The organism is Microbacterium sp. UFMG61 (assembly GCF_015354505.1).
Classification (GTDB): Bacteria; Actinomycetota; Actinomycetes; order Actinomycetales; family Microbacteriaceae; genus Microbacterium.
Map to the genome: position 1 here is coordinate 112669 of NZ_JACAFP010000001.1, position 25689 is coordinate 138357.

General features: G+C 69.1%; 34 protein-coding genes. 22 read left to right on the top strand and 12 right to left on the bottom strand.

Annotated features, from left to right (window positions below; translation table 11 throughout):
* The first annotated feature begins 54 nt into the window (after nucleotides 1-54).
* Nucleotides 55-726, top strand: coding sequence for a GOLPH3/VPS74 family protein (locus IXW21_RS00560; protein WP_194762305.1), 672 nt, complete (start codon nucleotides 55-57; stop codon nucleotides 724-726).
* Between the two features lie 6 nt (nucleotides 727-732).
* Here the strand turns inward: IXW21_RS00560 and IXW21_RS00565 are convergent, their stop codons facing one another.
* A complete protein-coding gene (locus tag IXW21_RS00565) occupies nucleotides 733-1482 on the bottom strand; it encodes a DeoR/GlpR family DNA-binding transcription regulator (protein ID WP_194762306.1) in 750 nt (249 codons plus the stop codon).
* Nucleotides 1483-1551: 69 nt separating this feature from the next.
* Between IXW21_RS00565 and IXW21_RS00570 the strand changes: the two genes are divergently transcribed.
* Nucleotides 1552-1923, top strand: coding sequence for a DUF4406 domain-containing protein (locus tag IXW21_RS00570; RefSeq protein ID WP_194762307.1), 372 nt, complete (start codon nucleotides 1552-1554; stop codon nucleotides 1921-1923).
* A gap of 18 nt (nucleotides 1924-1941) precedes the next feature.
* Here IXW21_RS00570 and IXW21_RS00575 read toward each other — a convergent pair whose 3' ends face one another.
* Nucleotides 1942-2394 (bottom strand): META domain-containing protein, encoded by a 453-nt coding sequence (locus IXW21_RS00575; protein WP_194762308.1) that lies wholly within the window; start codon nucleotides 2392-2394, stop codon nucleotides 1942-1944.
* A gap of 193 nt (nucleotides 2395-2587) precedes the next feature.
* On the opposite strand from IXW21_RS00575, the gene IXW21_RS00580 reads away from it, so the two are divergent.
* Nucleotides 2588-4870 (top strand): beta-galactosidase, encoded by a 2283-nt coding sequence (locus tag IXW21_RS00580; RefSeq protein ID WP_194762309.1) that lies wholly within the window; start codon nucleotides 2588-2590, stop codon nucleotides 4868-4870.
* A 68-nt stretch (nucleotides 4871-4938) separates the two neighbouring features.
* Nucleotides 4939-5754, top strand: coding sequence for a suppressor of fused domain protein (locus IXW21_RS00585; protein WP_194762310.1), 816 nt, complete (start codon nucleotides 4939-4941; stop codon nucleotides 5752-5754).
* A 4-nt stretch (nucleotides 5755-5758) separates the two neighbouring features.
* On the opposite strand, the gene IXW21_RS00590 is transcribed toward IXW21_RS00585, so the two are convergent.
* Nucleotides 5759-6661, bottom strand: a complete 903-nt coding sequence (locus IXW21_RS00590) for an SDR family NAD(P)-dependent oxidoreductase (RefSeq protein ID WP_194762311.1) — start codon at nucleotides 6659-6661, stop codon at nucleotides 5759-5761.
* Nucleotides 6662-6685: 24 nt separating this feature from the next.
* Complete coding sequence (locus IXW21_RS00595; protein WP_194762312.1) at nucleotides 6686-7258, bottom strand: cysteine hydrolase family protein; 573 nt, start codon at nucleotides 7256-7258, stop codon at nucleotides 6686-6688.
* Nucleotides 7259-7470: 212 nt separating this feature from the next.
* Here IXW21_RS00595 and IXW21_RS00600 point away from each other — a divergent pair, with 212 nt between their 5' ends.
* The 16 genes from IXW21_RS00600 to IXW21_RS18485 all read left to right on the top strand — a co-directional run bounded on the left by IXW21_RS00600 (nucleotide 7471) and on the right by IXW21_RS18485 (nucleotide 17655).
* The gene (locus tag IXW21_RS00600; RefSeq protein WP_194762313.1) at nucleotides 7471-7995 is read left to right on the top strand and encodes an Asp23/Gls24 family envelope stress response protein; all 525 of its coding nucleotides are present in this window, start codon (nucleotides 7471-7473) and stop codon (nucleotides 7993-7995) included.
* Nucleotides 7992-8180, top strand: coding sequence for a DUF2273 domain-containing protein (locus IXW21_RS00605; RefSeq protein WP_194762314.1), 189 nt, complete (start codon nucleotides 7992-7994; stop codon nucleotides 8178-8180). Before IXW21_RS00600 ends, IXW21_RS00605 begins: the two co-directional genes overlap by 4 nt.
* Nucleotides 8180-8575, top strand: a complete 396-nt coding sequence (locus IXW21_RS00610) for a hypothetical protein (protein WP_228528021.1) — start codon at nucleotides 8180-8182, stop codon at nucleotides 8573-8575. Before IXW21_RS00605 ends, IXW21_RS00610 begins: the two co-directional genes overlap by 1 nt.
* Complete coding sequence (locus tag IXW21_RS00615; RefSeq protein ID WP_194762315.1) at nucleotides 8572-9156, top strand: DUF6286 domain-containing protein; 585 nt, start codon at nucleotides 8572-8574, stop codon at nucleotides 9154-9156. Before IXW21_RS00610 ends, IXW21_RS00615 begins: the two co-directional genes overlap by 4 nt.
* Nucleotides 9153-9767: a hypothetical protein gene (locus tag IXW21_RS00620; RefSeq protein WP_194762316.1), complete on the top strand. Its 615-nt coding sequence runs from the start codon at nucleotides 9153-9155 to the stop codon at nucleotides 9765-9767. The genes IXW21_RS00615 and IXW21_RS00620 overlap by 4 nt, the downstream gene beginning before the upstream one ends.
* A gap of 20 nt (nucleotides 9768-9787) precedes the next feature.
* Nucleotides 9788-10000: a hypothetical protein gene (locus IXW21_RS00625; protein WP_194762317.1), complete on the top strand. Its 213-nt coding sequence runs from the start codon at nucleotides 9788-9790 to the stop codon at nucleotides 9998-10000.
* Between the two features lie 99 nt (nucleotides 10001-10099).
* Entirely contained in the window at nucleotides 10100-10273 is a 174-nt protein-coding gene (locus tag IXW21_RS00630; protein WP_053098095.1) for a CsbD family protein, read from the top strand.
* 89 nt (nucleotides 10274-10362) lie between these two features.
* On the top strand, nucleotides 10363-11181 hold the full coding sequence (locus IXW21_RS00635; protein WP_194762318.1) for a hypothetical protein: 819 nt from the start codon (nucleotides 10363-10365) through the stop codon (nucleotides 11179-11181).
* 77 nt (nucleotides 11182-11258) lie between these two features.
* A complete protein-coding gene (locus IXW21_RS00640) occupies nucleotides 11259-11546 on the top strand; it encodes a hypothetical protein (protein WP_194762319.1) in 288 nt (95 codons plus the stop codon).
* Between the two features lie 149 nt (nucleotides 11547-11695).
* Nucleotides 11696-12427 carry an alpha/beta fold hydrolase gene (locus IXW21_RS00645; protein ID WP_194762320.1) on the top strand — a complete coding sequence of 244 codons (732 nt, stop codon included), beginning with the start codon at nucleotides 11696-11698 and terminating at the stop codon, nucleotides 12425-12427.
* Nucleotides 12428-12491: 64 nt separating this feature from the next.
* The gene (locus IXW21_RS00650; protein WP_194762321.1) at nucleotides 12492-12803 is read left to right on the top strand and encodes a DUF2277 domain-containing protein; all 312 of its coding nucleotides are present in this window, start codon (nucleotides 12492-12494) and stop codon (nucleotides 12801-12803) included.
* 102 nt (nucleotides 12804-12905) lie between these two features.
* A complete protein-coding gene (locus IXW21_RS00655) occupies nucleotides 12906-13844 on the top strand; it encodes an ABC transporter substrate-binding protein (protein ID WP_194762322.1) in 939 nt (312 codons plus the stop codon).
* A complete protein-coding gene (locus IXW21_RS00660; RefSeq protein WP_228528022.1) occupies nucleotides 13841-14899 on the top strand; it encodes an iron chelate uptake ABC transporter family permease subunit in 1059 nt (352 codons plus the stop codon). The genes IXW21_RS00655 and IXW21_RS00660 overlap by 4 nt, the downstream gene beginning before the upstream one ends.
* Complete coding sequence (locus IXW21_RS00665; RefSeq protein ID WP_323742128.1) at nucleotides 14896-15960, top strand: FecCD family ABC transporter permease; 1065 nt, start codon at nucleotides 14896-14898, stop codon at nucleotides 15958-15960. The genes IXW21_RS00660 and IXW21_RS00665 overlap by 4 nt, the downstream gene beginning before the upstream one ends.
* Nucleotides 15953-16807, top strand: coding sequence for an ABC transporter ATP-binding protein (locus tag IXW21_RS00670; RefSeq protein ID WP_194762323.1), 855 nt, complete (start codon nucleotides 15953-15955; stop codon nucleotides 16805-16807). Before IXW21_RS00665 ends, IXW21_RS00670 begins: the two co-directional genes overlap by 8 nt.
* Complete coding sequence (locus IXW21_RS18485) at nucleotides 16804-17655, top strand: siderophore-interacting protein (protein ID WP_323742129.1); 852 nt, start codon at nucleotides 16804-16806, stop codon at nucleotides 17653-17655. Before IXW21_RS00670 ends, IXW21_RS18485 begins: the two co-directional genes overlap by 4 nt.
* 6 nt (nucleotides 17656-17661) lie before the next feature.
* On the opposite strand, the gene IXW21_RS00680 is transcribed toward IXW21_RS18485, so the two are convergent.
* The 7 genes from IXW21_RS00680 to IXW21_RS00710 all read right to left on the bottom strand — a co-directional run bounded on the left by IXW21_RS00680 (nucleotide 17662) and on the right by IXW21_RS00710 (nucleotide 23317).
* Nucleotides 17662-17958, bottom strand: a complete 297-nt coding sequence (locus IXW21_RS00680; protein ID WP_194762324.1) for a WXG100 family type VII secretion target — start codon at nucleotides 17956-17958, stop codon at nucleotides 17662-17664.
* Nucleotides 17959-18017: 59 nt separating this feature from the next.
* Nucleotides 18018-18410 (bottom strand): hypothetical protein, encoded by a 393-nt coding sequence (locus IXW21_RS00685; protein ID WP_194762325.1) that lies wholly within the window; start codon nucleotides 18408-18410, stop codon nucleotides 18018-18020.
* A gap of 44 nt (nucleotides 18411-18454) precedes the next feature.
* Complete coding sequence (locus IXW21_RS00690; RefSeq protein WP_194762326.1) at nucleotides 18455-18838, bottom strand: hypothetical protein; 384 nt, start codon at nucleotides 18836-18838, stop codon at nucleotides 18455-18457.
* A 4-nt stretch (nucleotides 18839-18842) separates the two neighbouring features.
* Nucleotides 18843-19919, bottom strand: a complete 1077-nt coding sequence (locus tag IXW21_RS00695; RefSeq protein ID WP_194762327.1) for a hypothetical protein — start codon at nucleotides 19917-19919, stop codon at nucleotides 18843-18845.
* 123 nt (nucleotides 19920-20042) lie between these two features.
* Entirely contained in the window at nucleotides 20043-20966 is a 924-nt protein-coding gene (locus IXW21_RS00700) for a DUF1295 domain-containing protein (protein ID WP_194762328.1), read from the bottom strand.
* Nucleotides 20967-20983: 17 nt separating this feature from the next.
* Nucleotides 20984-22813: an AMP-dependent synthetase/ligase gene (locus tag IXW21_RS00705; protein WP_194762329.1), complete on the bottom strand. Its 1830-nt coding sequence runs from the start codon at nucleotides 22811-22813 to the stop codon at nucleotides 20984-20986.
* A 216-nt stretch (nucleotides 22814-23029) separates the two neighbouring features.
* Nucleotides 23030-23317 carry a hypothetical protein gene (locus IXW21_RS00710; RefSeq protein ID WP_228528023.1) on the bottom strand — a complete coding sequence of 96 codons (288 nt, stop codon included), beginning with the start codon at nucleotides 23315-23317 and terminating at the stop codon, nucleotides 23030-23032.
* A 103-nt stretch (nucleotides 23318-23420) separates the two neighbouring features.
* On the opposite strand from IXW21_RS00710, the gene IXW21_RS00715 reads away from it, so the two are divergent.
* The gene (locus IXW21_RS00715; protein WP_194762331.1) at nucleotides 23421-23681 is read left to right on the top strand and encodes a hypothetical protein; all 261 of its coding nucleotides are present in this window, start codon (nucleotides 23421-23423) and stop codon (nucleotides 23679-23681) included.
* 89 nt (nucleotides 23682-23770) lie between these two features.
* On the opposite strand, the gene IXW21_RS00720 is transcribed toward IXW21_RS00715, so the two are convergent.
* Nucleotides 23771-24607 (bottom strand): alpha/beta fold hydrolase, encoded by an 837-nt coding sequence (locus IXW21_RS00720; RefSeq protein WP_194762332.1) that lies wholly within the window; start codon nucleotides 24605-24607, stop codon nucleotides 23771-23773.
* A gap of 184 nt (nucleotides 24608-24791) precedes the next feature.
* Between IXW21_RS00720 and IXW21_RS00725 the strand changes: the two genes are divergently transcribed.
* Entirely contained in the window at nucleotides 24792-25631 is an 840-nt protein-coding gene (locus tag IXW21_RS00725) for an alpha/beta hydrolase (protein ID WP_194762333.1), read from the top strand.
* Nucleotides 25632-25689: the final 58 nt, after the last annotated feature.

Here is a 25689-nt window from a genome sequence, read left to right on the forward strand (position 1 = left end):
AAGTCATCCGTTCGGGGGATGCCGCGGCGTCGGCGCTCGTCATAGCGTGGATGCATGCTGATCGTCGAAGAACTCCACATGCTGCTGCTCCGGTCCGACGGCCGCGTCGAGAGCGCGGTGAGCGTCAACCGAATGTACGGCGAGGTCGCCGCCGTGATCGTCGACCTCGCGCTGCACGGGCGGGTCACCGTGTCGAACGAGAAGAACCCCGTGGTCGACATCGTGTCGACCGAGCCCACCGGCAACCCGATCCTCGACACCACGCTCGAGCGTCTCGTGCCATTGCGCGGCAAGCGGCTGCAGTCTCTCGTCACACGACCGAAGCTCGACCCGCTCGAGGTCGTCGTGGAGTCGCTCGTCGTGCAGGGCGTGCTGGTCCGGGGCGAGCGCGGCTTCTTCGGATGGGGCGCTGCCCGCACTCCGGAGTCCGATTCCACGCCCGAGCAGACGCTGCGGGCCAGGCTGGCCGCCGTGCTCGCCGGAACCCTCGCCCCGACGCAGGCTGACCTGGCGCTGCTCTCGATCCTGCAGAACCTCAACGCGGCTCACGCGATCCTGCGCGAGGAGTGCGGTGGCGTCTCATCGCGTGACCTCAAGAAGCGGATCGAAGACCTCACCGCCGGATCCGCCGCGGGGAATGCCGTCGCCAAGGCCGTCAACGATGCGATCGCCGCCGCGATGATCGCCATCATGACCCCGACGATCGTGGCGGCCACCATCACCTGACGTCTGTCAGCGCAGCACGGGCACCCGCTCGGCGAGCGTGTCGGTGACGGGATTGCGGTCGTGCGGGTCGACGACCACGCCGGCGACCGCGTCGAGGTCGAGCACGGGGAAGTGCGAGGCCGCGCCGATCTTCTCCTCGCTGCCGAGCACGAACGTCTGCGCGCAGCGCCCGGCGATCGCCCGCTTCGTCGCGGCATCGTCGAGGTGACCGGTAGTGAGCCCATGCGCCGGGTCGATGCCGGTGACGCCGAGGAAGAACACGTCGGCGGCGAGATGCTGCACGGCCTCCATCGCCAGCGGACCGCTCGCGACCATCGAGAACCGGGCGAGTTCGCCGCCGATCATCACGATGCGTGCGTCGGAGTGCTCGGCGACCGCGATGGCGACCGCCGGGCTCGGCGTGATCACTGTGAGGTCGGCGCCGTGCGGCAGCATCCGCGCCATCGCGAGGGTGGTGGTGCCGGCATCCAGCACGATCGTGGATGCCGGGGCGATCAGATCGACGGCGCGGCGAGCCACGCGCTGCTTGCTGTCGGTCGACAGGGTGAGGCGCTGCTCGACGGGCCGATCGGCCGCGGGCACGGGAAGGGCGCCGCCGTACACGCGCACGAGTTCCCCCGCCTCGGCGAGCTCGCGCAGGTCGCGGCGGATCGAATCCTCCGACAGCCCGAGGTCGCGCGCCACGTCTTTCGCGACGATCCGGCCGTCTCTGCGGAGGGTCTCCCGCAGCAGGTCCTTGCGCTGTGCGCCCAGCATCCGACTCCTCAGATCTTGATTTTTCGTGAAGTTGCACGTTCTTGCACGGTTAACGCTACAGTCTTCCACATGACATCTCCACTCCTGATCCTGATCGCCGGTCCCTACCGTTCGGGCACCGGCGGGGACCCCGCACTCATCGCCCGCAACCTCGAGCGCCTCGAAGAGGCAGCCGCCCCCATCCACCGCCTCGGCCACGTGCCGATGATCGGCGAATGGGTCGCGCTGCCGATCCTCCGCGGCATGGACGGAGCGGATGCCGGCGGCCGGGATTCCGCCGACGGCGACGTCATGTACGAGACGGCGCACCGGCTGCTGCAGCACTGCGATGCCGTGCTGCGCCTGCCCGGCGACTCCGCCGGCGCGGACAAGGACGTCGAGATCGCCCACGAGCGAGGGCTGCCCGTGTATCGGTCGATCGACGAGATCGCGGCAGCCTGAGGGATGCGGTGACGGCGTTCAGCCGTCGGCCCTCACCAACGTGCCGGTCGGCCCATCCGCCGGCCCGTAGAGTCCGAGGGTGGCGTTCAGCGCCATCGCGCCGTCTGACAGCGCGAGCCATGCGTCGAAGTCCTCCGGGCACCCCTTCTCGGTGCTCGACTCGAACTGCAGCCGGATGGCGCCGCCCGAGAGATCGCTCCAGGTTCCCGAGTGGGTGTTGCATCCGTCGAAGCCGACCATCGTGCCGTCCGCCCCCAGGGTCAGCGTGACGTCGGGGTCGTCGGGTGACACCCAGTCGCCCACCAGGTCTTCACGAACGTCGGCGGAGGCAGACGCGGATGCCGACGGGGCGGGCTGTGCGGTGGAGGGGGCAGGCTCGTCCGCCTCCTGAGCGGTGCACCCCATCAGGGCGACTGCGACGACGATCGTGATGACGAGGCGGCCGCCCAGACCTGAACGGTGTGATCTCATCGCGATCTCCCCCATCGGAGTGGAGCACGCCGTCTCGGATGCGGCATGCGGTCTGATCCTCGCACGGCGTCGCGTGCTCTGCACGCATCCGGCGCACGGCCACCGATATTCAGCGTGACAGGTGCTCCGTCATCGATCGCCGCCGGAGATCCGTAGGCTCGGGGGAGCACGCCACGGCCTTCGAAGGAGAATCATGCCCGCGACGTCGACCCTGCGGACTCTCACCCTGCGCGACGATCGGCCGCCCCTCATCGAGCCGGCAATGAGCAACACCGAAGACGCGCACGAGCGGCTGCGTCTCACGAGCCGATGGATCGAGATCGACGGCACGCCCACGGTGCCCGTCACCGGCGAACTGCATTTCAGTCGCATCCCGCGCAGGCGGTGGGAGGAGGAGCTGCGGCTGCTCGTGTCATCCGGTCTCACCTCGGTGTCGACGTACGTCTTCTGGATCCATCACGAGCGAGAGCGCGGACACGTGCGGTTCGACGGCGCTCTCGACCTTGCGGCTTTCCTCGAGACGGCCGAGCGGGTGGGCATCGACGTGATCCTGCGGATCGGGCCCTGGTGCCACGGTGAGGTGCGCGGCGGTGGGCATCCCGATTGGGTGGTCGCCGCTCTCGGCGACCGTGCGCGCACGAACGATGCGGAGTATCTGGGGCTGGTCCGCGGCTGGTTCGGCAGCATCGCCGATCAGGTGCGCACCTTCTGCGGTCCAGACCGCCCGATCGTCGGCATCCAGCTCGAGAACGAGCTCCACGATCAGCCCGATCACATCGCGACGCTCAAGGCCATCGCCCGCGACGTCGGACTCACCGCTCCGCTGTGGACGGCGACCGGCTGGGGCGGCGCGATCCTGCCCCCGCACGACGTGTTCCCCCTGTACAGCGGGTACGCCGACGGCTTCTGGGCAGGCCAGGGATCCACGTGGGACGACAGCTTCCGCGACCACTTCCGCTTCACGCACGTGTGGGACGACCCGGGGGTGGGCGGCGACTTCCGCGACGCGGATGCCGAGATCGTCGTCCGGCCGGTCGACCCGGAGTTCCCGCCGTCGACCTGCGAACTGGGTGGCGGGATGGCGACCGCCTATCACCGACGCCCGATCGCCCGCGGTCGGGACATCGCGGCCCTCGCCAACGTGAAGATCGGCAACGGTTCGGCCTGGCAGGGGTTCTACATGTACGCGGGAGGGGTGAATCCCGAGGACGGGCTGCAGGAGAGCCTGGCCACCGGGTATCCGAACGACCTGCCCCGCTTCGACTACGACTTCCAGGCCGCATTCGGCGCGACCGGACGGCCGGGCCCGAGCCTGGGCGTGCTGCGCGATCACAACGCGTTCCTCGCCGCGTTCGGGCCCTTCCTCGCCGACACGTTCAGCTCTCTTCCCGATGGCGCGCCGGTCGAGGTGCACGATCTCGACACGCTCCGGTGGGCGGTGCGCGGTGATGGAGCGAGCGGGTTCCTCTTCGTGAACACGCATCAGCCCCACGAGCCGCTCTCGGGCTCGACCGACGTGCAGTTCCAGATTTCGCTTTCCGGCGGCGATCTGGTCGTCCCCGACCGCCCCATCGACATCCCGAGCGGAGTGATCGGGCGGTGGCCGCTGCGGCTTGACCTCGCCGGGGTGCGGCTCGAGTGGGCGACGGCATCCGTGTCGGGCCTCGTGGAGGGTGCGAGCGGGGAGCCGCCGACTCTCGTGCTGCGTGCGCATGACGGAGTCGCAGCGCGCCTGCAGCTCGGTGCAGGCGCGCGCGCTCTGCTCGGCGGCGTCGCGACGGATGCCGAAGCGCCGCTCGACCTGGTGCCGGGCGATGTCCTCTTGGTCGACGATGCGCTGCGCATTCTGGTCGTCGATGAGCGGCAGGCGGAGCGCCTCTGGTACCTCGGCCACGACCTGATCGATTCGACGGATGCCGTGTGGCGGGAGCCGGGCGGCATCGTCGTGCGCGCGGAGAACGAGCCCGCGAGCCTGGTGTGGCGTGACGGGCGCTTCGTGTCGCTCGAGCTGCGCACCGACGCGCAGGCCGGATCGACTCGGCTGGTGCTCGACGAGGCGCGGCCCGCCGGTGAGCCGCCTGCACGGTACGGCGAGTCGATGGGGCGTTCGGCCGCGCCGGACGCCGCGCAGTTCGACGAGGTCGCCGGTGTCTGGCGGGTCCTGCTGCCGACACCGCAGGATCGTGCGGACGGTGACCTCGTCGAGCTCGTGATCGAGTGGGAGGGCGACGTGGCTCAGCTCCGTGCCGACGGCGTCGTCATCCACGACCGCTTCTGGGACGGTCGGGACTGGCGCATCGACATCACCGAGCTCTCTTCCGCCGTCGACCTCACCCTGCACGTCGCGCCGATCGCCACGCACAGCGTGATCGACCTCGATGAGTCCGTGCGAGCGAGGGTCGATGAGGCGGGCCGCCTCGGTTCCGTCATCCGCGTCGCCCATGTCGTGTCGTCGCGGTGGACCGCGGCGCTGTGACTGCCGCAGGTCGAACCGCCGGATGAGGGGCGTTGCCGTCACCGGCGGCCGGCTGTGAGACTGAGGCGATGACAGACGGTCTCGAGTTCCCTCGCCATGTCTTCGATGCGCTCGGCGCGGATCCCATCGCCTGGGAGGACCGCATCGGGGGCGCGATCCGCGTGGTCGAGAAGCGCCCGGAGGGCGGACCGATCACGGTGATGACCTCGGGAGCGTCGCTGATGCCCACAGACTCGGGCGAGCGGGTCGAGCTGGCGGTCGAGGTGCTCGACGGCCAGCAGGGCGCGGCCCGTATCGCGCTCGGCATCGTGTGCGACGACATGCACGCGAACCGGCGGGTGCCCCCGGTCGGCGCACCGTGGCGCAACTCCGAGCCGTTCCTCACCGGGACCCGCATCTCGGCGATCGTGGTCACGCCGTCTCGCTGGGGAAGCTCGTTCGACGAGGTGCGCGCCGACGACGGCGCGGTGATCGGTCACGTGCGTACGCTGCGTCTGCTCACGGATGCCGAAGCCGGGTTCGTGTCGGCGCAGGGGTGGGAGGCGCTGGTCGCCGCCGCCGGGTCTGTGGACGCCCTGCTCGACGTCACCCGCGACGATGCAGTCTCCTCGTCGGGGCTGGCGGGCAACGCGCCGGTCTTCCTCTCGAAGCTGCACGCAGAGCATCCGCCGCGCTGGATCACCTTCACCGGGCGCGACCTGCAGTCGGTCACCGGGCTCGAATCGGAGGCGTACATGAACGACTCCGCGAACCATGAGGTGTGGTCGGTCGACTCGTTCATCGCCCGGTTCCCGTGGGTCGCCGAGTTCGTCCGTCAGGCGCGGGCAGGCCAGACCGGGCGATTCACCGATGCGTCCGGCGCCTATGTGATCGAAGACGCCTGAGCGCTCAGACCGCGAAGCGCACTCCGGTGAGCTCCTCGGCCACCGACCACAGCTCGGCGCCGACGTCGCGCGACCGCACCTGCTCGCTCGCGCGCACCCGCGTCGGCGCGCCCCGGAACTCCAGCAGTCCGCCCGGCCCCCAGTAGTCGCCGCCCGTGGCGTCGGCCCCGACAGTCGCATGCACGATCGGCGCGGCTCCGGCATCCTTGCCCTGCACGAGCGGGCGGCTGAGCGCGGCGAGGGCGCGCGTCACCGACGAGACATCGGCGAGTCCATCGCGGTGCGGGGTGAGCGGATCGACCGCGTAGCCCGGATGCGCGCAGAGCGCGGAGCGCGCGGTGCCCCGCCACCGACGGTCGAGCTCGAAGGTGAGAGCCATGAGCGCGGCTTTCGACCGGCCGTACTGACGCAGCGATGCTCCGGTCCAGGGCTGTGCCAGCGTCGGGGGATCGATCTGCGCGAAGCGGTGCGCCAGCGAGCCGACCGCCACGACCCTGGCGTCGTCGGCGAGCACGCCTCCGAGCTGAGCGAGCAGCGCGAAGTGGCCGAGCGCGTTGGTGCCGACCATCAGGTCGAGCCCGTCGACGGTGCGCGTGGCGCGGTCGGCCGCCTTGACGCCGGCGTTGCAGATCACGGCGTCCACGCGTTCGTGCAGCGCAGAGGCCGCAGCGGCGATGCTCGCGAGAGACCCGAGATCGACCTGCACGACGCTGAGATCGGCGTCCGGCACGTGGGCGCGGATCGCGGAGACCGCGACCTCGGCCCGCTCGACCGACCGGCATCCGAGCAGCACGCGGGCGCCGCGTGCGGCGAGGATCTCGGCGCACCAGTATCCGATGCCCGCGTTCGCGCCGGTCACGAGGATCGTGCGTCCGTCGAGGCGGGGGAGAGCGGTCGAGGAGAGCATGTCCTCCAACCTAGGCGCTGGGCCTCAGACCGCGACGCCCACGCGGTCGGCCGTGCGGATCACGGTTGCGAACCCTCGCGCGGCGAGGATGCTCTCGGTGCGGCGCAGGATGTCGTCGCCCGAGACCGCCGACAGGGCACCGCTCGCCTCGATCGCGGAGGTCGTCGTCGCATCGGTGACGAACTCGACGGCGAAGCCCAGATCGCTCGCCATGCGGGCGGTCGTCTCGCAGCACTGTTCGGTGCGGATGCCGCAGATGACCACCGTCTCGACATCGAGGTCGCGCAGACGACGTTCCAGATCGGTCGAGGTGAAGGCGTTCACCGTGGTCTTGGTCACGGCGATCTCGTCGTCATGAGGATGGAGCTCGGCGAACACTCGCACGAAGCCGAGCTCGGGGTCGAACACCCCACCGGTGCCGGGCTCGGAATGGGTGACCCATGCCACCGGATCGCCGGCCCGCCGTGCGTGCTCGACCAGGCGTGCGATGTTGTCGACGGCATCCGGGTTGGCGGTGGCGGCCCACTCGTCGGGCCGCTGACGGAAAGACTCCTGCGCGTCGATGACCAGCAGGGCGGTGGCGGAAGCAGTGTTCATCCGTTCATCCTCGTGCCGAACGGGCAGGCGGGACAGAGCCACGGCGGTCATGATGCGCACGTTCTCCGCCATGTCGAGACAGCGTCGAAAAAGATTCCGACGAATCTGTGACGAATCCGCACCCCCGTGCGTCCTATCTGTGAGCGACCGAAACGCTCCCGGTGAGGCCACCAGGTCTCGCAGCCGGACACACGTGAGACGAAGGATTTGTCATGGCAACTCAGGATCAGAACACCGCCGCCACTCCCGCAGAGAAGGAGCTGGCTCCGACCCCCGCAGCGCCCAAGGCGCAGAGCTCCACGTCTCGCGTGGACCGCTCGTCGTCGTTCTCGTCGTCGCGGATCCCCGCCGACGCGGATGCCGCGGGCAAGACGGTCATCGCCGACGGCGTGGTCGCCAAGGTCGCAGGCATCGCCGCCCGTGAGGTCGCCGGAGTCTTCGCACTCGGCGGCGGCGGAGCACGTGCCTTCGGCGCGATCCGCGACGTGATCAACGCCACCGACCTCGCGCAGGGCGTCAAGGTCGAGGTCGGCGAGACCCAGGCCGCTGCCGACATCACGATCGTCGTCGAGTACCCGGCTCCGATCCAGGAGGTCGCGAACAACGTGCGCGCCGCCGTCGCCGGAGCCATCACCCGCCTGGTCGGTCTCGAGGTCGTCGAGGTCAACGTCGAGGTCAACGACGTGCACGTCCCCGGTGACGACACGACTGAGAACGAGGAGTCGCGAGTCTCATGACACCCACCACGACCGGCGCGCTGATCGGCGCGCTCCTGGCCCTGGCGGCACTGATGTTCGGATTCTGGGGATTCCTCCTCATGGCTCTGTTCGCCGGTGTCGGCGCGATCATCGGACGCATCATGTCCGGCAAGATCGACGTCCGCGGCCTCGCGGACGCCTTCACAGGGCGGCGCACCTCCTGATGCGTGTCGACCAGCACATCGCCACCGGTGGCGGCCCCGTGGGGGTCGCCACCGGAGAGGCCACCGTCCCGGGTCGCGTCGACGTCAAGGAGCGCGTGTACCGCACGGTCACCGAGCAGGCGTCCGCGACCCTGATCGGCGTGCCACGCGGTGACGTGAAGGTCGATGTCGCCGAGCACCCCGGCGGGATCGCCATCCGCATCGCGACCCCGCTCCCCGTTCCCGATCTCGACGACACCGTCGCGATCTCCCAGAGCGTTCCCGTTCTCGAACGCGCCCGACAGCTGCAGGAGCAGCTGCAGCAGGATCTCTCGGGCGTCCTCGGTCGGAACGTCACCAGGATCACCCTCACCATCACCGGTGCCACCATTCCCGAAAGGAGACGAGTGCGATGACCACCCCGGTCCTGCGTCGTGTCGTACGGCGTGAAACGCATTCACCGCGCACCGTCGCGATGTTCGTCGCCGTCGTGCTCCTGATCCTCGCGCTCGCATACATCGGGCTGGAGATCGTGCTCAGTCTCGCCGCGCAGCCGGCGCTGCTGCTGGGTCCGGCCGCGGCGGGCGGATGGCTGGTGGGACTTCCCACCGCGCAGCCTGCGGGCCTCGTGATCGCAGGCAGCGTCGTGCTCGCCCTGATCGGTCTGGTCTTCATCGTCCTGGCCATCACGCCCGGGCGGCTCTCGAAGCACACGCTCGAGGCGGGTGATCGAGCGGTCGTCGTCGACAACGGCGTGATCGCCAGCGCGCTCGCCCAGCATGTGTCGGAGGAGACCGGTCTCGCTCGCGAGAACGTCACCGTCGGTGTCGGCCACCGCAGCGTCGACATCACCGTGCGCCCCGGCGCCGGCATCCCGTTGGAGGCGAGCGCCGTGAAGTCCGCCGCCGAGGCGCAGCTGCAGAACTACCGCTTGGGCACGGCCGTGCGCACCCGCGTGCGGATCGAGCGCCCCACCGAGACGGAGGACGAGCTGTGAACAACACCAACCGTGCGCTGAACCGCACGCTGCTGCTCATCATCGGGCTGCTGTTCCTCGCGCTCGGAGCGCTCGGCGTCGCCATCATGAGCTGGCCGACGGCGGCCGACGTCTGGACGTCGGCGGGCGACGGCGCTCTCTCCTGGCTCGACCAGGCGATCGCGGCCACCGCGATCGCGGGAGGCGCTCTCTCATGGATCGGCATCGGCGCCGTGGCGGCCATCGTCGTCGTGATCGTGCTGCTGGTCGTCGCCCTCGTCAGCATCGCCGGTCGCCGCTCCAAGACGGCATTCCGTTCGAGCGGAGAGCAGAACCCGCTCGGACGCGTCACCGTCACCGAGTCGTTCGTGTCGGATGCCGTGAAGAACTCGCTCGCCACGCGCGACGAGATCCTCTCGGCCCAGGTCACCGCCAACGACATCCGGCGCCAGCCCGTGCTGCACGTGGCGGTCACTCCGCGGCAGAACACCGACCCGCGTGAGCTCGTCGATCTCGTCGATCGGCTGCTCACCAACCTCGCCACCCTGACCGGGCGCGAGACCGCGACCTACGTGTCGATCCACACCGGGCTTCGGGCGCGCCTCGCGCACGACCAGCGACGTCTGTCGTGACCGGAAGACAGGAGAACACCATGCGAAACAAGATCCTCATCATCGGAGCGATAGCGTTCGTCGCCTACATCCTGGGCAGCCGGTCGGCGACCGTGCAGGTGAACAAGGGCGAGTCGGTGCGACACCAGCTGGTGCGCATGTGGAACGACCCGAAGGCGAAGAAGGAACGGAAGAAAAAGGCCGAGAAGGCCGCCAAGGCGGCGGAGAAGGCACTCGACAGAGTGCGCCGCTGACACCCTCCACGGACTTATCGTCGGTCGCGAAGAGCAACGGCGATAAGACTGCGGGAATCCTCCCGCAGTCAACGATCACCCTCTCGAAAGGAGCTCCTCATGGGACTCGATGACAAGATCAAGAACGCCGCTCAGGACATCGCCGGCAAGGCGAAGGAAGCGATCGGAAACGCGACCGACAACGACAAGCTCGCCGCCGAAGGCAAGGCCGATCAGGTCAAGGCCGACGCGAAGAAGGCGGGCGAGAACGTCAAGGACGCGTTCAAGAAGTAAGCCCCCCGGCGCGGGCGGGTGGAGGGCGATTCACACCTCCATCCGCCCGTTGTCGTGTGTGCCGACGATGACGTGAGACGATGCCTCAGATGGACGCTGCTGCCGAGAGAGAGCTGCGCGAGCTTCGTGCTCGTGCCTACGGGCGCGACGCCGATATCGCGATGGATGCTGCGGCGGCCGGTCGGCTGCAGGAGCTCGAATCCGAGCGGAGCGCCCCGGCGGGCCCTGCGGACCTGAGGGCTTCGCAGGCACCGGCACCGGCGACGACAGCGTCGGCGGAGCAGGAGCCGGAGGACACCGACGACCTGCTCGCGATCGAGAAGTCCGCGAACGACGATGCCACGCCGCAGTATGCCGACACCGAAACGGCCCGCCGGGATGAGCGGCGCATCCGCCGCCGCGCGACGTGGTGGGCGGCATCCGTCGTCGCATCCGCCGCCGTGGCCGCGGTCGTGACCTTCACGCTCTCGTCCACCGTGCCCGTGTCCGCGTCGTCGGGAGCGCCGCAGATCGAGACGCTCCAGCTCGAACCGGCATCCGACCGCATCCCGCAGGAATGGTTCGGCGTCCAGGACGACACGATCGGGGCCGACTTCCTCGGGTTCACGGTCTTCACCATCCCCGGCTGGTCCGGGCAAGACGACTCCGGCTCGACGGGGCCGAACTGCATAGCGGTCGTGGAGACCGCTCAGATCCCGCCTGTCGACGACTTCGACCAGTACGACTGGACCTACGGCGGCGACTTCTACTCCGGATGCGGCATCGGCGTCTTCCCCGCCACGGTCGAGGTGCCGATCCGAGGCGGCGCTCCCGACGAGATGCTCGGGCGGTACCCCGCGGCCGAGGCGCTGCAGTTCGTGCTCGACGGCGACCGGGTCGGGGTCTTCCTCGATGAAGGCTCCGACTGACCCCCGGGGTGCATGCGCACGACGGAGCGAAGAGCAACCCCGTTCCCTCTGGTGCGTTCCGCGACGAGCCTCGCGGGATGGGAACCCTTGAGTACAACAGCTCGCATCCGGCGATCGAAGTGGATGACCTCACCCTCGCGCATCTGAAGATCGTCATCGGCACGAAGCTGCGCCGGCAGGAGAGCTTCATGATGACGTGGTCTCCCGGCGGCGAGGGCCCGGCCCGTCTGAGCGCCTGGATCCACCCGAGCATCCCCCTCGTGATCGCGTTCGACGACGCGGCCCACGCTCCCATCGACGCGGCGCGCGTCACGAAGATGTTGGAGCACCTCAACGCTCACGGCGAGATCGTCGTCTCCAGCTGACCCGGCATCGGATGCTCGGCACGGCAGAGGGCCACGACGACGGCTCTGACGAGGTGCGGACGACCGAGACGCCGAGTTCTTCGATGCCGTTCGCCGTGGGGGGACGGGAACAGGTCAGCGACGAGAACGTCGGATGACACAATGACGGGATGCAGCTGCACACAGCGACCTCAGGCTCAGGCGAGCACCATGTGGGACTGATCCATGGCCTGGGAGCCGACGGCACGACGTGGCAGCCGCTGATCGAGCAGATGCTCGCCACCGGCCGGTACACCGTGACGGCGGTCGACCTGCGGGGGCATGGGCGCAGCGACCGCGCATCGTCGTACACGCTGGGCGAACTAGCCGACGACGTCGTGGAGTCGCTGCCGCAGGGGCTGCACAGCGTCGTCGGGCACTCGCTGGGTGGCGCGGTGCTCGTCCGCGCGGTCGAACGGCTTCGCCCTTCGCATGCGGTCTACCTCGACCCCGGCTTCGGCCTCGCGCTCCCCACCACGGGCCTCGCCGGCCGTGCCTTCTGGGCGATTCCCGCGCTGACGCTGGGCGTCGTCGGGGCGCGACAGGCACGGCGCAGCGCATCGCAGCGGGCGGTCTACCCCGAGAGCATCCGGGAATCGATGAGGGAGAGCCAGCGACGATTCGACGCGAAGATGGCGATCGGGGTCTTTCGGGAGATCGCGTTCCACCCGGTCACGATCGCAGCGCCCGCGGTGCCGTCGACCATCGTGCTCTCCGACGAATCTCCGGCGGTGCTGCCCGAGGCCATGGCCACCGGGCTCGAACGCGAAGGGTGGGATATCCGCAGGATCCCGGGCGTCCACCATGACATGCACCTGGAAGACTCCGAGCGGGTCTTCGGTGTCGTCGCGGACGTGCTCTGAGGCACAGGCCCGATCGCGGTCGAGTGATCTTGACTCCTGTGCTCAGCGATCTAGCCTGACTGTCATGTGCCGCAACATCATCCCCCTCAACAACCTCGAGCCGCCGGTATCCGACGACGAGTGCCACGAGGCCGCCGTGCAGTTCGTGCGCAAGATCTCGGGCACGAATGCCCCCTCGCGTGCGAACAGGGAGGTCTTCGACCGGGCCGTGGCCGAGATCGAGCACTCGGTGCGTCAGCTGCTCGACGGTCTCGTGACCGCCGCACCCCCGAAGAATCGCGACGAGCAGCGCGAGAAGCGCCAGGCGCGCTCGGCCGAGAGGTACGAGGCGATCCGCGTCTTCCAAGAGGCGAAGCGCGCCGCTCGGGTGGAGTGACGTCACGCTCGCTGTGCGGGCGGAAGGTTCCTGTTAGGGTTGCCTAACCAACATCGATCGTCTCGGTGTCGTCCCCTTCCCGGTCCCGAAAGGTCATTCCCCATGCCCTCCCGCCTCCGTCGTCGCGCCGTCACGGCCATCGCCGCTTCGTCCTGTGCACTGCTCCTGCTCGCCGGCTGCGCCGCCGAGCCGACTGCCGCCACCGACGAACCCACCGCCGCCGCATCCGGCGCGCACGAGGTCGAGCACGCCCGCGGCACCACCGAGGTCCCCGACGACCCGCAGCGCGTGGTCACGCTCGAGCCGCTCGAGCTCGATACCGCGGTCGCGGTCGGCATCGAGCCGGTCGGGGCCGCGGTGGCCAGCAACGTCACCGGTGCACCGGCCTACCTCGAGGTCGACGGCGTCGAGCCCGTCGGCACGGTGCCCGAGCCCGACCTCGAGGCGATCGCGGCGCTCAAGCCCGATCTGATCCTCGGCACCGAGGCGCGGCACTCCGAGCTCTACGAGCAGCTCGCCGCGATCGCCCCGACAGTGTTCATCGAGACCCAGGCCGACCCGTGGCGTGACAACGCGCTGCTCATCGGCGAGGCCCTCGGTCGCGAAGACGAGGTCGCCGATCTGCTGTCGGCGGTCGAGGACCGCTGCGAGGCGCTGGCAGACGAGTACGACGTCGACGGTCAGACCGCGCAGCTGATCCGTCCGCGCGATGAGACGACGCTGAGCCTCTACGGTCCGGTGTCGTTCTCGGGCAGTCTGCTCGAGTGCGTCGGATTCACGATCCCCGAGCAGGACTGGGCCGACGGACTGCAGGCCGACCTCTCGCCCGAGAACATCCTCTCGGCGCAGGCCGATCACGTGTTCGTCACCGTGACCGACGTCGATGACGCCTCTGAGATCCCCGCGGCGATCACTCAGAACCCCGAGGCCTTCCCCTCGGTGACACCGGTCGACACGAGCTACTGGGTGTCGGGCGTCGGGCCCAAGGGCGCGCAGACCGTGCTCGATGACATCGAGACGTATCTCGAAGAGAGCCGTTGACCGCTCTCTCCCTGACCGAGACGCCGGCGCCGCCCACGCGGCGTCGGCGTTCTCCGCGCCGCGGCCTGCGTACGGTGGGGGGAACGATCGTCCTCCTCGCAGCCCTCGCGCTGGCCGTCGTGCTCTCTCTCACGGTCGGCGCGAACCCGCTCTCTCCGCAGACGGTGTGGACCACGCTGCAGGGCAGCGGGACCCCCGAGACCGACTACATCGTGTTCGACCTCCGCATCCCCCGCACCGTCACGGGTCTCGTGGCCGGTGCCGCGCTGGGGGTGGCGGGTGCGCTGATCCAGGCGTTCACCCGCAATCCGCTCGCCGATCCCGGCATCCTCGGCGTCAACGCGGGTGCGGCGCTCGCCGTCGCGTTGGGCGTGACCTTCCTCGGCCTGCGCGATGTGTCGCAGTTCGTGTGGCTCGCATTCCTCGGCGCCCTCGTGGTCACGGTGGCCGTGTACCTGATCGGATCCTCGGGACGAGGCTCCGCCGACCCGCTGCGGCTCACTCTCGCCGGCGTCGCGCTCGGCGCCGTGCTCTCGGGCATCACGACCGGGCTGTCGCTGAGCGACCCGGATGCCTTCGACTCGATGCGCAGCTGGAACGCCGGGTCGCTTCTCGGCCGCGGCTTCGACGTCATCCTGCCGGTGCTGCCGTTCGTGGTCGCCGGACTCGTGCTCGCGCTCCTGCTCGCCCCCGGTCTCAATGCGATCGGCCTCGGTGAAGACGTCGCCCGCGCGCAGGGCGCCAACGTCGCGGGCATCCGCATCGGCGTCATCGCCGCCGTCACGCTGCTCGCCGGCGCCGCCACAGCCCTCGCCGGCCCGATCTCGTTCATCGGCCTCATGGTGCCGCACGTGATCCGGTGGACGTTCGGCGTCGATCAGCGCCTCATCCTTCCTCTCTCGGCCGTGCTCGCACCCGTCATCCTGCTGCTCGCCGATGTGCTCGGTCGCATCATCATCGCCCCGGCCGAGGTGCCGGTCGGCATCGTGGCGGCGTTCGTCGGGGCTCCCGTGCTGATCGTGCTGGCCCGCAGGCGCAAGGCGAGTGCGCTGTGAGTTCATCGCGGGTGGTCACGCCCACCGACGTCGGGTACCGACGGCGGATCCTTCGTCTCGGCCCCCTGCGGATGCCGGTGCGTCAGCGCAGCATCCTCGTGGGTGTCGCGGCGGTCGGTGTTCTCGTCGTGCTGACGGTGCTGGCGCTCGGGCTCGGCACCTATCCGCTCACGCCGCCGCAGGTGGTGCAGACGCTGCTCGGCGGCGGTGACGCCATGGACCGCACGGTCGTGATCGACTGGCGACTCCCGCGGGCGGTCGCCGCCATCACGGTCGGCGCGCTCCTGGGCATCGCGGGTGCGCTGTTCCAGACCGTGACGAGGAATCCACTCGCGAGTCCCGACATCCTCGGCCTCTCCAATGGCGCGTTCACCGGCATGCTGCTCGCGCTGGTGCTGGTCTCGGGAAGCTGGCCTGTGCTGACCGTCGGCTCGCTCGTCGGCGGATTCGCCACGGCCGCGGTGATCTGGCTGCTGTCCGCTCGCGGGGGCGTGCAGGGCTTCCGCCTGATCGTGGTCGGAATCGGGGTCTCCGCGGTCCTCGCCTCGCTGAACACCTGGATGCTGCTGCAGATCGAGCTGGAGACGGCGATGTTCGCCTCGGCGTGGGGGACCGGGTCGCTGAACGGCGTCACCGCCGGCCCACTCGCGGGGGCACTCGCGTGCGCCCTGCCGTTCGTCGTCGCCGCCCTGCTGCTCGTGCCGCGGCTGCGTCAGCTCGGTCTCGGCGACGACATGGCGGCGTCGACCGGCGCTCGACCGGGCGCGATCCGGGCCGGCGCACTGCTCGTCGGCGTCGCGCTGGTCGCCGCGGCCACCACGGTCGCAGGTCCCGTCGCGTTCGTCGCCCTCGCCGCACCGCAGATCGCCCGCCTCGTCGCCCGCACCCCGCACCTGTCGCTCATGCTCTCGGGGCTCTTCGGCGGCGTGCTGCTGCTCGGCGCTGACCTCATCGCGCAGCACGTGCTGCCCACCGCCCTGCCCGTCGGCGTCGTCACCGTGTCGGTCGGCGGCGCCTACCTCGTTCTCATGATCATCCTGGAGATCCGTCGCCGTGCCTGACACCCCGTCCCCTGCCGAGCCCGCCGCCGCTCCGCGCCTGAGCGCCGAGCGCATCTCGCTGTCGTACGACCGCACCGAGATCGTCCGCGACCTGTCGGTCGAGGTGCCCGACGGTGGCTTCACCGTCATCATCGGTCCGAACGCATGCGGCAAATCGACGCTCCTTCGAGGCCTGTCGCGGCTGCTCGCGCCATCGAGCGGGCGTGTCGTGCTCGATGGACAGACGATCGGCTCGTATCCGGCGAAGGAGGTCGCCCGCAGGCTCGGTCTGCTGCCGCAGAGCGCCACGGCACCCGATGGCATCACGGTCGCCGATCTGGTCGCCCGGGGCAGATATCCGCATCAGAACCTGATGCGTCAGTGGTCGGATGCCGACGAGCTGGCCGTGCAGCACGCGCTGGAGGCCACCGGCACTGCCGATCTGGCAGCGCGCCCGGTCGACGCGCTCTCGGGCGGGCAGCGCCAACGGGTGTGGGTGGCGATGGTGCTCGCGCAGGAGACCGACCTGCTGCTGCTCGACGAGCCGACCACGTTCCTCGACGTCGCGCATCAGGTCGAGCTCATGGAGCTGTTCGCTCATCTCAACGCGCAGGGCCGCACGCTCGTCGCCGTGCTGCACGACCTCAATCACGCCGCCCGCTACGCGACCCACATCATCGCCATGCGCGAGGGACGCATCCTCGCCGAGGGGCCGCCGCACGAGGTGATCACGAGCGAACGCGTGCACGAGGTCTTCGGTCTCGAGAACGTCGTGATCGCCGATCCGGTCACGGGCGGACCGCTCGTGGTGCCGCTGCGCGGGTCCGTGCCCGCGGTCGGCGCCGCGCAGAGGGGAGTGCGGTCGTGAGCGCCGATCGCCCCTGGGCCTACAGCGCGTTCCCCGTCGAGGTGCGCCGCCGCGCGATGCTGAGCCCGCGCTTCGTCCGGCTGACACTCGCCGGAGAGAGCCTGCGGAACTTCGCCGCCTGGGGCATGGATCAGCGCATCAAGGTCGTGCTGCCCCTGCCCGACGGCAGCATCGCCGACTTCGGACTGCTCGACGAACCCACGCCTCATCCCTCCGACTGGTACACGCGCTGGAAGGCACTGCCCGAGGGCGAGCGCAACGTGCTGCGCACCTACACGCCGTCGGCGATCAGGGCGGATGCCGGTGAGATCGACATCGACTTCTATCTGCACGAGCCGGCAGGACCGGCATCCGCGTGGGCCGCGGCGGCGCAGCCCGGCGATCACCTCGTGGTCAACGGGCCCGACGTGCGCATGGGGTGGACCGGGTACGGCCTGCACTGGCAGCCGGGCGATGCGCGCCGCTTCGTGCTCGTCGCCGATGAGACGGCGTTCCCGGCCGTACGCGGCATCCTCGATTCACTCGATCCGGATGCCTCGGCCGACGTCTTCCTCGAGTGCGATGATCCCGCCGACGACGTGGTGTCGGCGGATTCTCCCGTCAACGTGCGCGTCCAGGTCGTCGCGCGGGGAAGCGGCGAGGAATCCGGTGTGGAGCGTGCGGTGCGGGACTGGCTCGACGAGCGGCAGGGCGAGCTGCGCGACGACCCCGACCTCTACGTGTGGCTCGCGGGGGAGTCGGGCGTCACCACGCGCCTCCGCCGCCACCTCACCACCGAGGTCGGGATCGCGAAGGATCGCGTGTCGTTCCTCGGATACTGGAAGGTCGGCGGTCCGCTCGTCGGGTGAGCGACCTCAGATCTGCCAGACCTGCGCCGCCCGCCGGTCCTGATCCTGGAATCGGGAGTTCGACGAGTGCGCGACGGCGCTCATCGCCTGCGCGATCGCATTGAGCTGCCGCACGGACTCATCCCAGCGCGCATGCGCGATGTCGAAGGCCTCGCGGGCCTCGCCGTCCCAACTGGCCCGCAGCACGGCGGCGCGGGACTCGAGGTGATCGAGGCCCTGCTCGATCACGTCGATCGTCTCCTCGATCGACGTGAGTGCAGCGGTCACCGAGTCGTGCGAGACCGAGATCTTGCGAGTGTCCATGGTTCCCCCTCAGGTGCACCGGGTGGTTCCGGTGCGTCGTCATCAGTGGCAGGCGGTCATCAGTTGCAGGTGATCGTTCCGTCGAGCGTCGCCTCGACGCCGGCGCTCGTCGCCCTCTCGCCGTTCAGCGACTCCGCCACGAATCCGGGCAGCGCATCGAAGGTGACCGTCGAGCCCGAGGCGTCGAACTTCGCGGTCGATACGAACGAGTAGTCGCCGAGCCAGAACGAGATCGCATAGGCGTCGCGACCGTCGGTGGGAGCGCTGGCGAGGAACTCGTTCTCGCCGGAGCTGAGAGTGGACTCGCTCACGAACACCCGATTCACACTCGAGGTCCGGCACGCCAGGTCGCTGAACGAGACCTCCTGGATGGTCTGCTCGGCGCCGTCGGTGAAGGTCACGGTCAGCGAGGCGGTCGAGGGGGATGCGGTGCAGCCCGTGAGCCCCGCCACGACGGCAGCGCCAAGTGTCAGAAGGGCCGCGCCCCTGCGGCGTCTCACGAGGGCGATCCCGCGCCGGGCATGCCGAACGGACCCGAGAAGCGCTCGCGCAGGGTGCGTGCCATCTCGTCCTTCTCTTCCTGGCTCATCGCCGCGAGCTCTTCGCGGAACCGCCGCGCGGCGGCCTCGCGCATCTCCGTGAACGCCGGTGTCTCGAGCACGTCGCGCAGCGTTCCGTCCCCGCGCAGCGCCTGCCCGGCCCGTTCGCGGACCTCCTTCGGCAGGTTCTGGTCGTGCTGGAAGCGACCCAGGAGTTCGCGTGCCTCGAGGTCGAGGAGGCTGCCGGACTGCGAGCTCGCGAGCACGCGCTTCTGGGTCGGATCCTCGCCGCCCGGCGCGACGGTGGGCGGAACGGAACGGAAGTCGTCGGGAGTCGTCATCGGGTCACACCTGGGTGTTGTCGTAGGAGGAGATCTGGGGGAGCGTGTCGGTGGCGAGCAGGAACGACATGGCCAGACCGATCAGGCTGGTGAGCCCGTCGAGCATCGCGTAGAGGTTCTGGCAGAGCGTGAACAGCTCGTAGAGCGCGTACACCGCGACGCCGACTGCTCCGGTGCCGCAGATGCCGCCGATGATCGCCCCGATACCGGTCGCCGCGGTGGCGCCGCCGACGGCGTAGCACCCCCATGCGATCAGGGAGGCGTCGATGATCGTCGCCATGAGGCCGGTCGCGAGGTTCGCCGACGAGCGCATGCCGCGCACGAGAGCGTCGAACTCGGGCTGGGTGTCCTTCAGCTTGCTCGCCGCTTCGTCGAGCACCTCGCCCTGCCGGGCGAAGAACGTCGTCGCGGCCGTGGCCGCCTCGCCCTCCCAGCTCTCGGCCGTCGTGGCCATCGCGGTGCGACGGGCATCGGCCTGCCGCTCGAGGTAGGTGGCGAGGTTCTTGGCGCTCTCACCGCTCTCGTAGAGGTGGTCCCAGTCTCCGCTGAAGCTCTTTCCGACGCGTTCGAAGGGGCTGTCGAGCCCGAAGAGGCCGGTGATCAGGCCGATCGCCTGGTCGAGGATCGTCGACGGGCTGAGCCAGTTGGTCGTGAGGATCTCGGTGGCGAGATCGGTCGGTGCCGAGGTCGGCGGAGCCACCAGTGCAGTCTCGGGCGGGGCGATGCACACGGCGCCGGGGGAGCTGTCGGCGGGCAGGGGTACTGCGGCGCCGGAGTCGGGGTATGCGGCGTCGAGTTCGGCCTCGACCGCGTCGTCGAGCTCGATCGACCGTGCGGCTGTGGCGTCGAGCTCGGTGGCCGAGGCGGTGTCGGCGGTGTGGAGCGTGTCGAGGTACGACCTGATGCCGTCGCGCAGCTCATGCACCTTGCCCCGCGCCTGCTGGAAGACGAGACCCATCTCGTACAGCTCGAGGGTCAGGTGCTCCGAGGCGTAGGACTTGGCCGTCGACGTGGATTCCGCACAGGTCCGCAGAGCGGACGCATGGTCGGTGAGTGCCGCCGGTGATATCGCGAATGACATGTGTTCCCCCCTGAACATGGCCGTGACGAGGCTCGATGAGCGTCACCACGGGAGCCTAATGCACCGGGATTCTGATCTCCCTGAGGGCGGGGCCGGGCGTCGGCGGCCGCCCTCAGGCATCCGCTAGGCGGTGGTCGTGCGCACAGCCGGCCGGGTCAGCCGCGGGATCAGCGACGGCGTGTTCTCGCGGTACTCGATGTAGTCGGCGCGGTCTCCCCACTTCTTCTCGGCGCGGGCCTCGAGCAGCGGGATCCCGCTCACCCGGGTGAGCAGCAGGATCACGAACAGCGGCGACAGGATCGCGACCCACTGCCACCCGGCGAGCACGGGTGCCGCGGTGAGGAAGACGCCGACCCAGATCACGATCTCGCCGAAGTAGTTGGGGTGGCGCGAGCGCGACCACAGGCCGGTGCGGATGAACTCGTCCTTGTTGGCAGGGTTCGCGCGGAACGCCGACTTCTGCGCGTCGGCGACGATCTCGATGGTCATCCCGAGAACCCACACGATGATTCCCACGATCGTCAGCCATCCGATGGGGGCTCGCGATGCGGCATCCGTGCTGATCGCGATCCAGGCGGCTGCGGCGGTGATCGACACCCACGCGCCCTGGATCACCCAGACCTGCAGGAAGCGCACGGGGGAGCCCTTGATCTCGTCGAAACGACCGTCGGACCCTGCCTTGTGCACGCGCATGGCGAGGAACGATCCGAGGCGCGCGGCCCACAGGATCACCATCGCCGCGAGGATCCAGCTGCGCGCGTCGGGCATGGGCGTCAGCAGCACGAGCGCCACGGAGATGGCCAGGAAGGTCAGGCTGCCGGTCAGGTCGAAGAACCGCTCGGTGCGCAGGATCATCGCCGGAATGAAGGCGAGGATCTGGATCGCGTACGCCGCGGCGACGGCGAGGGCGAACAGCGGGATGCCGCCGAGCACCGCACCGCCCTGGCTGCCGGCGAGCGCGACGAGCGCTCCGATGACGAGCGCGACGATGATCGCGATCAGGGACGCCCGCGAGGACTTGGCGTTGGTGGGGGTGGGGGAGGACATCGTGTTCTTTCCGGTTCTCAGAGGTACAGGTCTTCGACGGTGACGGCCGCGCGATCGAGCACGACGCTCCGCTTGAGCTTCATGGTGGGTGTGACCAGACCGCGGTCTTCGAGGTCGGCGAACACCACGCTGAAGCGACGCACCTGCTCGCTGCGGGCGACGAGTGCATTGGCGGCGTCGACGGCGCGCTGCAGGTGGGCATGCAGCGTCGGGTCCGTCACGGCACGGATGTCCGTCTCGACGATCAGAGGGATGCTGACGCCCTCGGCATCCGCCCACGCCAATGCCTGCTCGGGGTCGAGCACGAGCAGCGCAGACAGATAGGGCTTGCCCTCGCCGACCATGACCGCGTGCGACACGAGTGGATCCGCTTCGACGGCGCTCTCCCAGCGGGTCGGCACGATCGTCTTGCCGTTCGAGGTCACGATCACGTCTTTGAGTCGGCCCTCGAGCACGAGCCGTCCGCGCTCATCGAGTCTCCCGAGGTCGCCGGTGCGGAAGAAGCCGTCGATGAAGGCTCCTTCGTCGTGGGCCGGATTGCGGTAGCCGTCGAAGACGCCGACGCCGCGGGCGAGCACCTCGCCCTCATCGCTGATGCGCACGGTGAGACCGGGGAGGGGCGGGCCGACGGTTCCCGAGGCGATGCGTCCGGGCAGGTTGCCGGTGAGCGGCGCCGTCGTCTCGGTGAGCCCGTAGCCCTCGATGACGGGCACCCCGATGCCGCGGAAGAAGAGCGACAGGTCCGCATCGAGTGCGGCTCCGCCCGACAGGATGTAGCCGACGCGTCCGCCCATGACGGTGCGCAGGCGCTTGTAGAAGAGAGCGTCGAAGAAGCGGTGCCGCACCGTGAGGCCGAGGTCCTCCGAGATGCGGCGGCCCGCATCGATCCGCTCTTCGCGGCGGCCCCAGGCGAGGGCCGTCGAGACGGCCTTCGCCCAGACACCCGAGAGACCCTTGGCGGCTGCCTTGTCGGCGGCCGCCGCCTGGATCTTCTGCAGCACGCGCGGCACGACGACGAGGAACGTCGGACGCAGGGTGTCGAGCGTCGCGACGACCGTCGACGGGTCGGAGAGGTGCGCGATGCGCATGCCGCTGGCCAGGCAGATGAGCTGCAGTCCGCGGGCCAGCACGTGGGCGAGCGGAAGGAAGATGACGGTGTTGCCGTTCTCGTTCACGATCTCGCGGTACGCGGCGGCGATGTTGAGCACCTGTCCGAGGAAGTTCCGGTGCGTGAGCACGACACCCTTGGGCTCACCCGTGGTGCCCGACGTGTAGACGATCGTCGCGGGGTCGTCCTGGGTGGCGAGCGCCCGGCGGTCCTCGAGCTCCTCGTCGGTCACGTCGACGCCCTGCGAGACCAGGTCGGGGAGAGTGCCGGATGCCGCGGCATCCATGGTCCATGCGCCGAAGGTCTCGTCGTCGGTCTGCGCGAGCGCCGCGTCGAGCAGCGCCACGTGATCCGCGGTGCCTCCGACCGCCAGACGCACGCCGGCATCCGCGATGATCGCGTTCACCTGCGAGGGCGACGAGGTCTCGTAGATCGGCACGACGACGGCTCCGGCGAACCAGGCGGCGAGGTCGGCGACGGCCCATTCGTAGCGGGTCGGGGCCATGATGGCGATCGGATCGCCGGCCCGGATGCCCTGAGCGATGAAGCCCTTGGCGAGAGCGCGCACCTGATCCGAGAACTCCCGGGTCGTGATCGGGCGCCACGCGGCAGTGGCATCCGCTCCCGAGACTTCGAAGGCCACGTGGTCAGGAGCCGCTGAGGCGCGCGCGACCAGCAGGTCGGTGATGTTGCGATACCCGTCGAGGGATGCAAGCGGCGGGGTCGATGACTCGATCATCGGGGCTCCTCTCGGGCGCGCGGGAACGGGCCCATCTCCTTCTGTTCGGAGCCGAGGAGGAATCGGATGGGAGATGGCCACCCTATCTCGCGCCGAGCCTGGAGGAGGAGGCGGGGGCGGCACGTACACGATCGATGGCGACGACGTGATGGTCGAGTTCACCCCCTGGGACGAGCTCTGACGGTTCCGCGCTCGGTCGCTCCGGTGATGCCGCATCTAGAGGCGGGTCTCATCGTCGGCAGACACGGCGTTGCCCCAGACCCAGCAGCGGAAGGTGGTGTCGCCGGCGCGGAACTCGATTCCTGCGGCGGTCGGTGTGGAGCGGGCGAGCTTGGCGTCGACGCGGATGGCCTCCGGCCCGAACCGCACCCACGCCCGCACCATTCGGTAGGGCTGCGGGTAGATGGTGAGGGGTTGTTCTCGGAGGGCGAGTTCGCGGTCGGTGAGTGACTGGAGCGGTCCGGATCGGGCGGCCGTGAGGATCGCCTGATGCTGTGAGCGCATGTCGTAATGCTCTGCCAAGCGCCTGCTCGTGCCCATGCCGGCTCCCTTTCTCCGGCCTGGAACCAGGGTAGCAACATTCGAATCTATGTTCTATTCTAGAATCATGCGACCGGCGACCGATCACCTCCCCACGACCCTATGGATGGTCGACGACATTCCCTCGCGCATGGTGTTCGCCGGGCGCCGGTGGAGAGTGTCCGACACGCCCACGCGCCTGCGCCACTCGATCTGGACGGCGTCACCGGATCAGAACCACGGACTCTACGGGTGGCGTTTCCAGGGCACGGACGACGACGGTCTGTCGCTGGTGTTCGACGTGTTCAAGGGTGAAGACGGCTGGCACGTGCATCGGAGCTACAGCTAGAAGGCGCGTGTGCCGGGGGAGCCGAGCAAGCACACCCGAGAGGCCGTGCGTTCGACAATGTCGACCACACGGCCTCGGGGCGAAGCGGGTCAGCCCTGGATGAAGGCGAGGATGTCGGGGTTGATGACATCCGCATGTGTGGTGAGCATGCCGTGCGGATACCCCTCGTAGATCTTGATCTCGGAGTTCGGGAGGAGCTCGTGCTGCTTGATGGCGGCGTCCTTGAAGGGGACGACCTGGTCATCGTCGCCCTGGAGCACGAGCACCGGAACCGAGATGGCCTTGAGGTCCTCGGTCTGGTCGGTCTCGGAGAACGCCTTGATGCCCTCGTAGTGAGCGAGCGCGCTGCCCGTCATACCCTGACGCCACCAGTTGGCGACCACGGGCTCGGAGAGCTGCGCGCCCTCGCGGTTGAATCCGTAGAACGGTCCGGAAGCGACTGCCTGGAAGAATTCGGCGCGGTTGGCGGCGAGCGCTTCGCGGAAGCCGTCGAACACCGAGATCGGAGTGCCCTCGGGATTGGTGTCGGTCTGCACCATGAGCGGAGGGACAGAGGAGACCAGGACGGCCTTGGCGACACGGCCCTGTGGTTCACCGTACTTCGCGACGTAACGGGCCACCTGTCCGCCGCCGGTCGAGTGACCGATGTGGACGGCGTTGCGGAGGTCGAGGTGCTCGACGACGGCGTTCACGTCGCTGGCGTAGTGGTCCATGTCGTGTCCGATGCTGGTCTGCGAGGAACGACCGTGGCCGCGACGGTCACTGGCGATGACGCGGTACCCCTTGCCGAGGAAGTAGAGCATCTGGGCGTCCCAGTCGTCCGACGAGAGCGGCCAGCCATGGTGGAACATGATGGGCTGGGCGTCGCGGGGGCCCCAGTCCTTGAAGTAGATGTCGGTTCCGTCGTCCGTGGTCACAAAAGGCATGAGCAACTCCAGGTTGTGGTGAGCCGGCCCGACGCCGGCATCTATCGCGAGTCATCCGCACGGGTCGGCGGACCTCTCTCACGCTAATGACGAGCCGGAAAGCCTCAGTGCGACGATTGTCGAATACTCATCCGTCGTCGCGGCGACTTTTTCTCGCGCTTGGCGAACCCGCTACTGTGACGACGTGCACATCGAGATTCCGTACACACGGCTTCCGGTCGACCTCGAGAACATCACCTACCAGTTCGGTCCGGATTCGGCACCGCGACCGGGTGTGATTCCCGGTCAGACCGTCGAGTTCGCCCTCGAAGACAGCGTCGTCTACCCGGGCACGTCCCGCCGCTGCTGGATCCACGTGCCAGCTGGTTACGATGCCAAGTCTCCCGCAGCGCTGATGCTGTTCAACGACGGGTGGTGGTACCTGGACCCCGAGGGTGACGTCCGCGGCGGCATCGTCCTTGACAACCTCGTGCACCGAGGGGAGATGCCGATGACCATCGGGGTCTTCGTCGACCCGGGCACGAGGAACGGCGCCGACGACCCCAAGAATCGCAACATCGAGTATGACGCGTTCGACGACCGATACGTGACGTTCCTCACTACCGAAGTTCTTCCAGCGGTGAGGGCGAAGTACGCGATCTCCGAGGACCCCGCACTGCATGGGATCTGCGGCGGGAGCTCGGGAGGCAACGCAGCGTTCACCGCCGCGTGGGAACGTCCCGATGAGTTCACGCGCGTCATCGCGTACCTGTCGAGCTTCGCGCAGATGCCGGGCGGCAACCCTTATCCGGAACTCCTCGCAGCGACTCCGCCCAAAGCGCTCCGGATTCTCCTTCAGGCCGGTCACCGGGACGACGGATGGAACCAGCGTGAGATGAACTGGCTGGCGGAGAACCTGTCAGTCGCTGCGGCACTCGCACGTGCGGGCTACGACTTCAGGCTGGTTCTCGGAAACGGTGGGCACAGTCCGAATCATGGCGGCGTGCTGCTCCCTGATGCGCTGCGTTGGATCTGGCGCCCCTGAACCCGGAGCGCCCGGGCGATGCCGCGGCCACCTTCGAGGAGTCGTAGGTGGCTCGCGA

Excerpts from the sequence above, each read along its gene's own strand:
- IXW21_RS00560 (WP_194762305.1), top strand. The coding sequence starts at position 55 with ATGCTGATCGTCGAAGAACTCCACATGCTGCTGCTCCGGTCCGACGGC.
- IXW21_RS00565 (WP_194762306.1), bottom strand. The coding sequence starts at position 1,482 with ATGCTGGGCGCACAGCGCAAGGACCTGCTGCGGGAGACCCTCCGCAGA.
- IXW21_RS00570 (WP_194762307.1), top strand. The coding sequence starts at position 1,552 with ATGACATCTCCACTCCTGATCCTGATCGCCGGTCCCTACCGTTCGGGC.
- IXW21_RS00575 (WP_194762308.1), bottom strand. The coding sequence starts at position 2,394 with ATGAGATCACACCGTTCAGGTCTGGGCGGCCGCCTCGTCATCACGATC.
- IXW21_RS00580 (WP_194762309.1), top strand. The coding sequence starts at position 2,588 with ATGCCCGCGACGTCGACCCTGCGGACTCTCACCCTGCGCGACGATCGG.
- IXW21_RS00585 (WP_194762310.1), top strand. The coding sequence starts at position 4,939 with ATGACAGACGGTCTCGAGTTCCCTCGCCATGTCTTCGATGCGCTCGGC.
- IXW21_RS00590 (WP_194762311.1), bottom strand. The coding sequence starts at position 6,661 with ATGCTCTCCTCGACCGCTCTCCCCCGCCTCGACGGACGCACGATCCTC.
- IXW21_RS00595 (WP_194762312.1), bottom strand. The coding sequence starts at position 7,258 with ATGAACACTGCTTCCGCCACCGCCCTGCTGGTCATCGACGCGCAGGAG.
- IXW21_RS00600 (WP_194762313.1), top strand. The coding sequence starts at position 7,471 with ATGGCAACTCAGGATCAGAACACCGCCGCCACTCCCGCAGAGAAGGAG.
- IXW21_RS00605 (WP_194762314.1), top strand. The coding sequence starts at position 7,992 with ATGACACCCACCACGACCGGCGCGCTGATCGGCGCGCTCCTGGCCCTG.
- IXW21_RS00610 (WP_228528021.1), top strand. The coding sequence starts at position 8,180 with ATGCGTGTCGACCAGCACATCGCCACCGGTGGCGGCCCCGTGGGGGTC.
- IXW21_RS00615 (WP_194762315.1), top strand. The coding sequence starts at position 8,572 with ATGACCACCCCGGTCCTGCGTCGTGTCGTACGGCGTGAAACGCATTCA.
- IXW21_RS00625 (WP_194762317.1), top strand. The coding sequence starts at position 9,788 with ATGCGAAACAAGATCCTCATCATCGGAGCGATAGCGTTCGTCGCCTAC.
- IXW21_RS00630 (WP_053098095.1), top strand. The coding sequence starts at position 10,100 with ATGGGACTCGATGACAAGATCAAGAACGCCGCTCAGGACATCGCCGGC.
- IXW21_RS00635 (WP_194762318.1), top strand. The coding sequence starts at position 10,363 with ATGGACGCTGCTGCCGAGAGAGAGCTGCGCGAGCTTCGTGCTCGTGCC.
- IXW21_RS00640 (WP_194762319.1), top strand. The coding sequence starts at position 11,259 with ATGGGAACCCTTGAGTACAACAGCTCGCATCCGGCGATCGAAGTGGAT.
- IXW21_RS00645 (WP_194762320.1), top strand. The coding sequence starts at position 11,696 with ATGCAGCTGCACACAGCGACCTCAGGCTCAGGCGAGCACCATGTGGGA.
- IXW21_RS00650 (WP_194762321.1), top strand. The coding sequence starts at position 12,492 with ATGTGCCGCAACATCATCCCCCTCAACAACCTCGAGCCGCCGGTATCC.
- IXW21_RS00655 (WP_194762322.1), top strand. The coding sequence starts at position 12,906 with ATGCCCTCCCGCCTCCGTCGTCGCGCCGTCACGGCCATCGCCGCTTCG.
- IXW21_RS00680 (WP_194762324.1), bottom strand. The coding sequence starts at position 17,958 with ATGGACACTCGCAAGATCTCGGTCTCGCACGACTCGGTGACCGCTGCA.
- IXW21_RS00690 (WP_194762326.1), bottom strand. The coding sequence starts at position 18,838 with ATGACGACTCCCGACGACTTCCGTTCCGTTCCGCCCACCGTCGCGCCG.
- IXW21_RS00695 (WP_194762327.1), bottom strand. The coding sequence starts at position 19,919 with ATGTCATTCGCGATATCACCGGCGGCACTCACCGACCATGCGTCCGCT.
- IXW21_RS00700 (WP_194762328.1), bottom strand. The coding sequence starts at position 20,966 with ATGTCCTCCCCCACCCCCACCAACGCCAAGTCCTCGCGGGCGTCCCTG.
- IXW21_RS00705 (WP_194762329.1), bottom strand. The coding sequence starts at position 22,813 with ATGATCGAGTCATCGACCCCGCCGCTTGCATCCCTCGACGGGTATCGC.
- IXW21_RS00710 (WP_228528023.1), bottom strand. The coding sequence starts at position 23,317 with ATGCGCTCACAGCATCAGGCGATCCTCACGGCCGCCCGATCCGGACCG.
- IXW21_RS00715 (WP_194762331.1), top strand. The coding sequence starts at position 23,421 with ATGCGACCGGCGACCGATCACCTCCCCACGACCCTATGGATGGTCGAC.
- IXW21_RS00720 (WP_194762332.1), bottom strand. The coding sequence starts at position 24,607 with ATGCCTTTTGTGACCACGGACGACGGAACCGACATCTACTTCAAGGAC.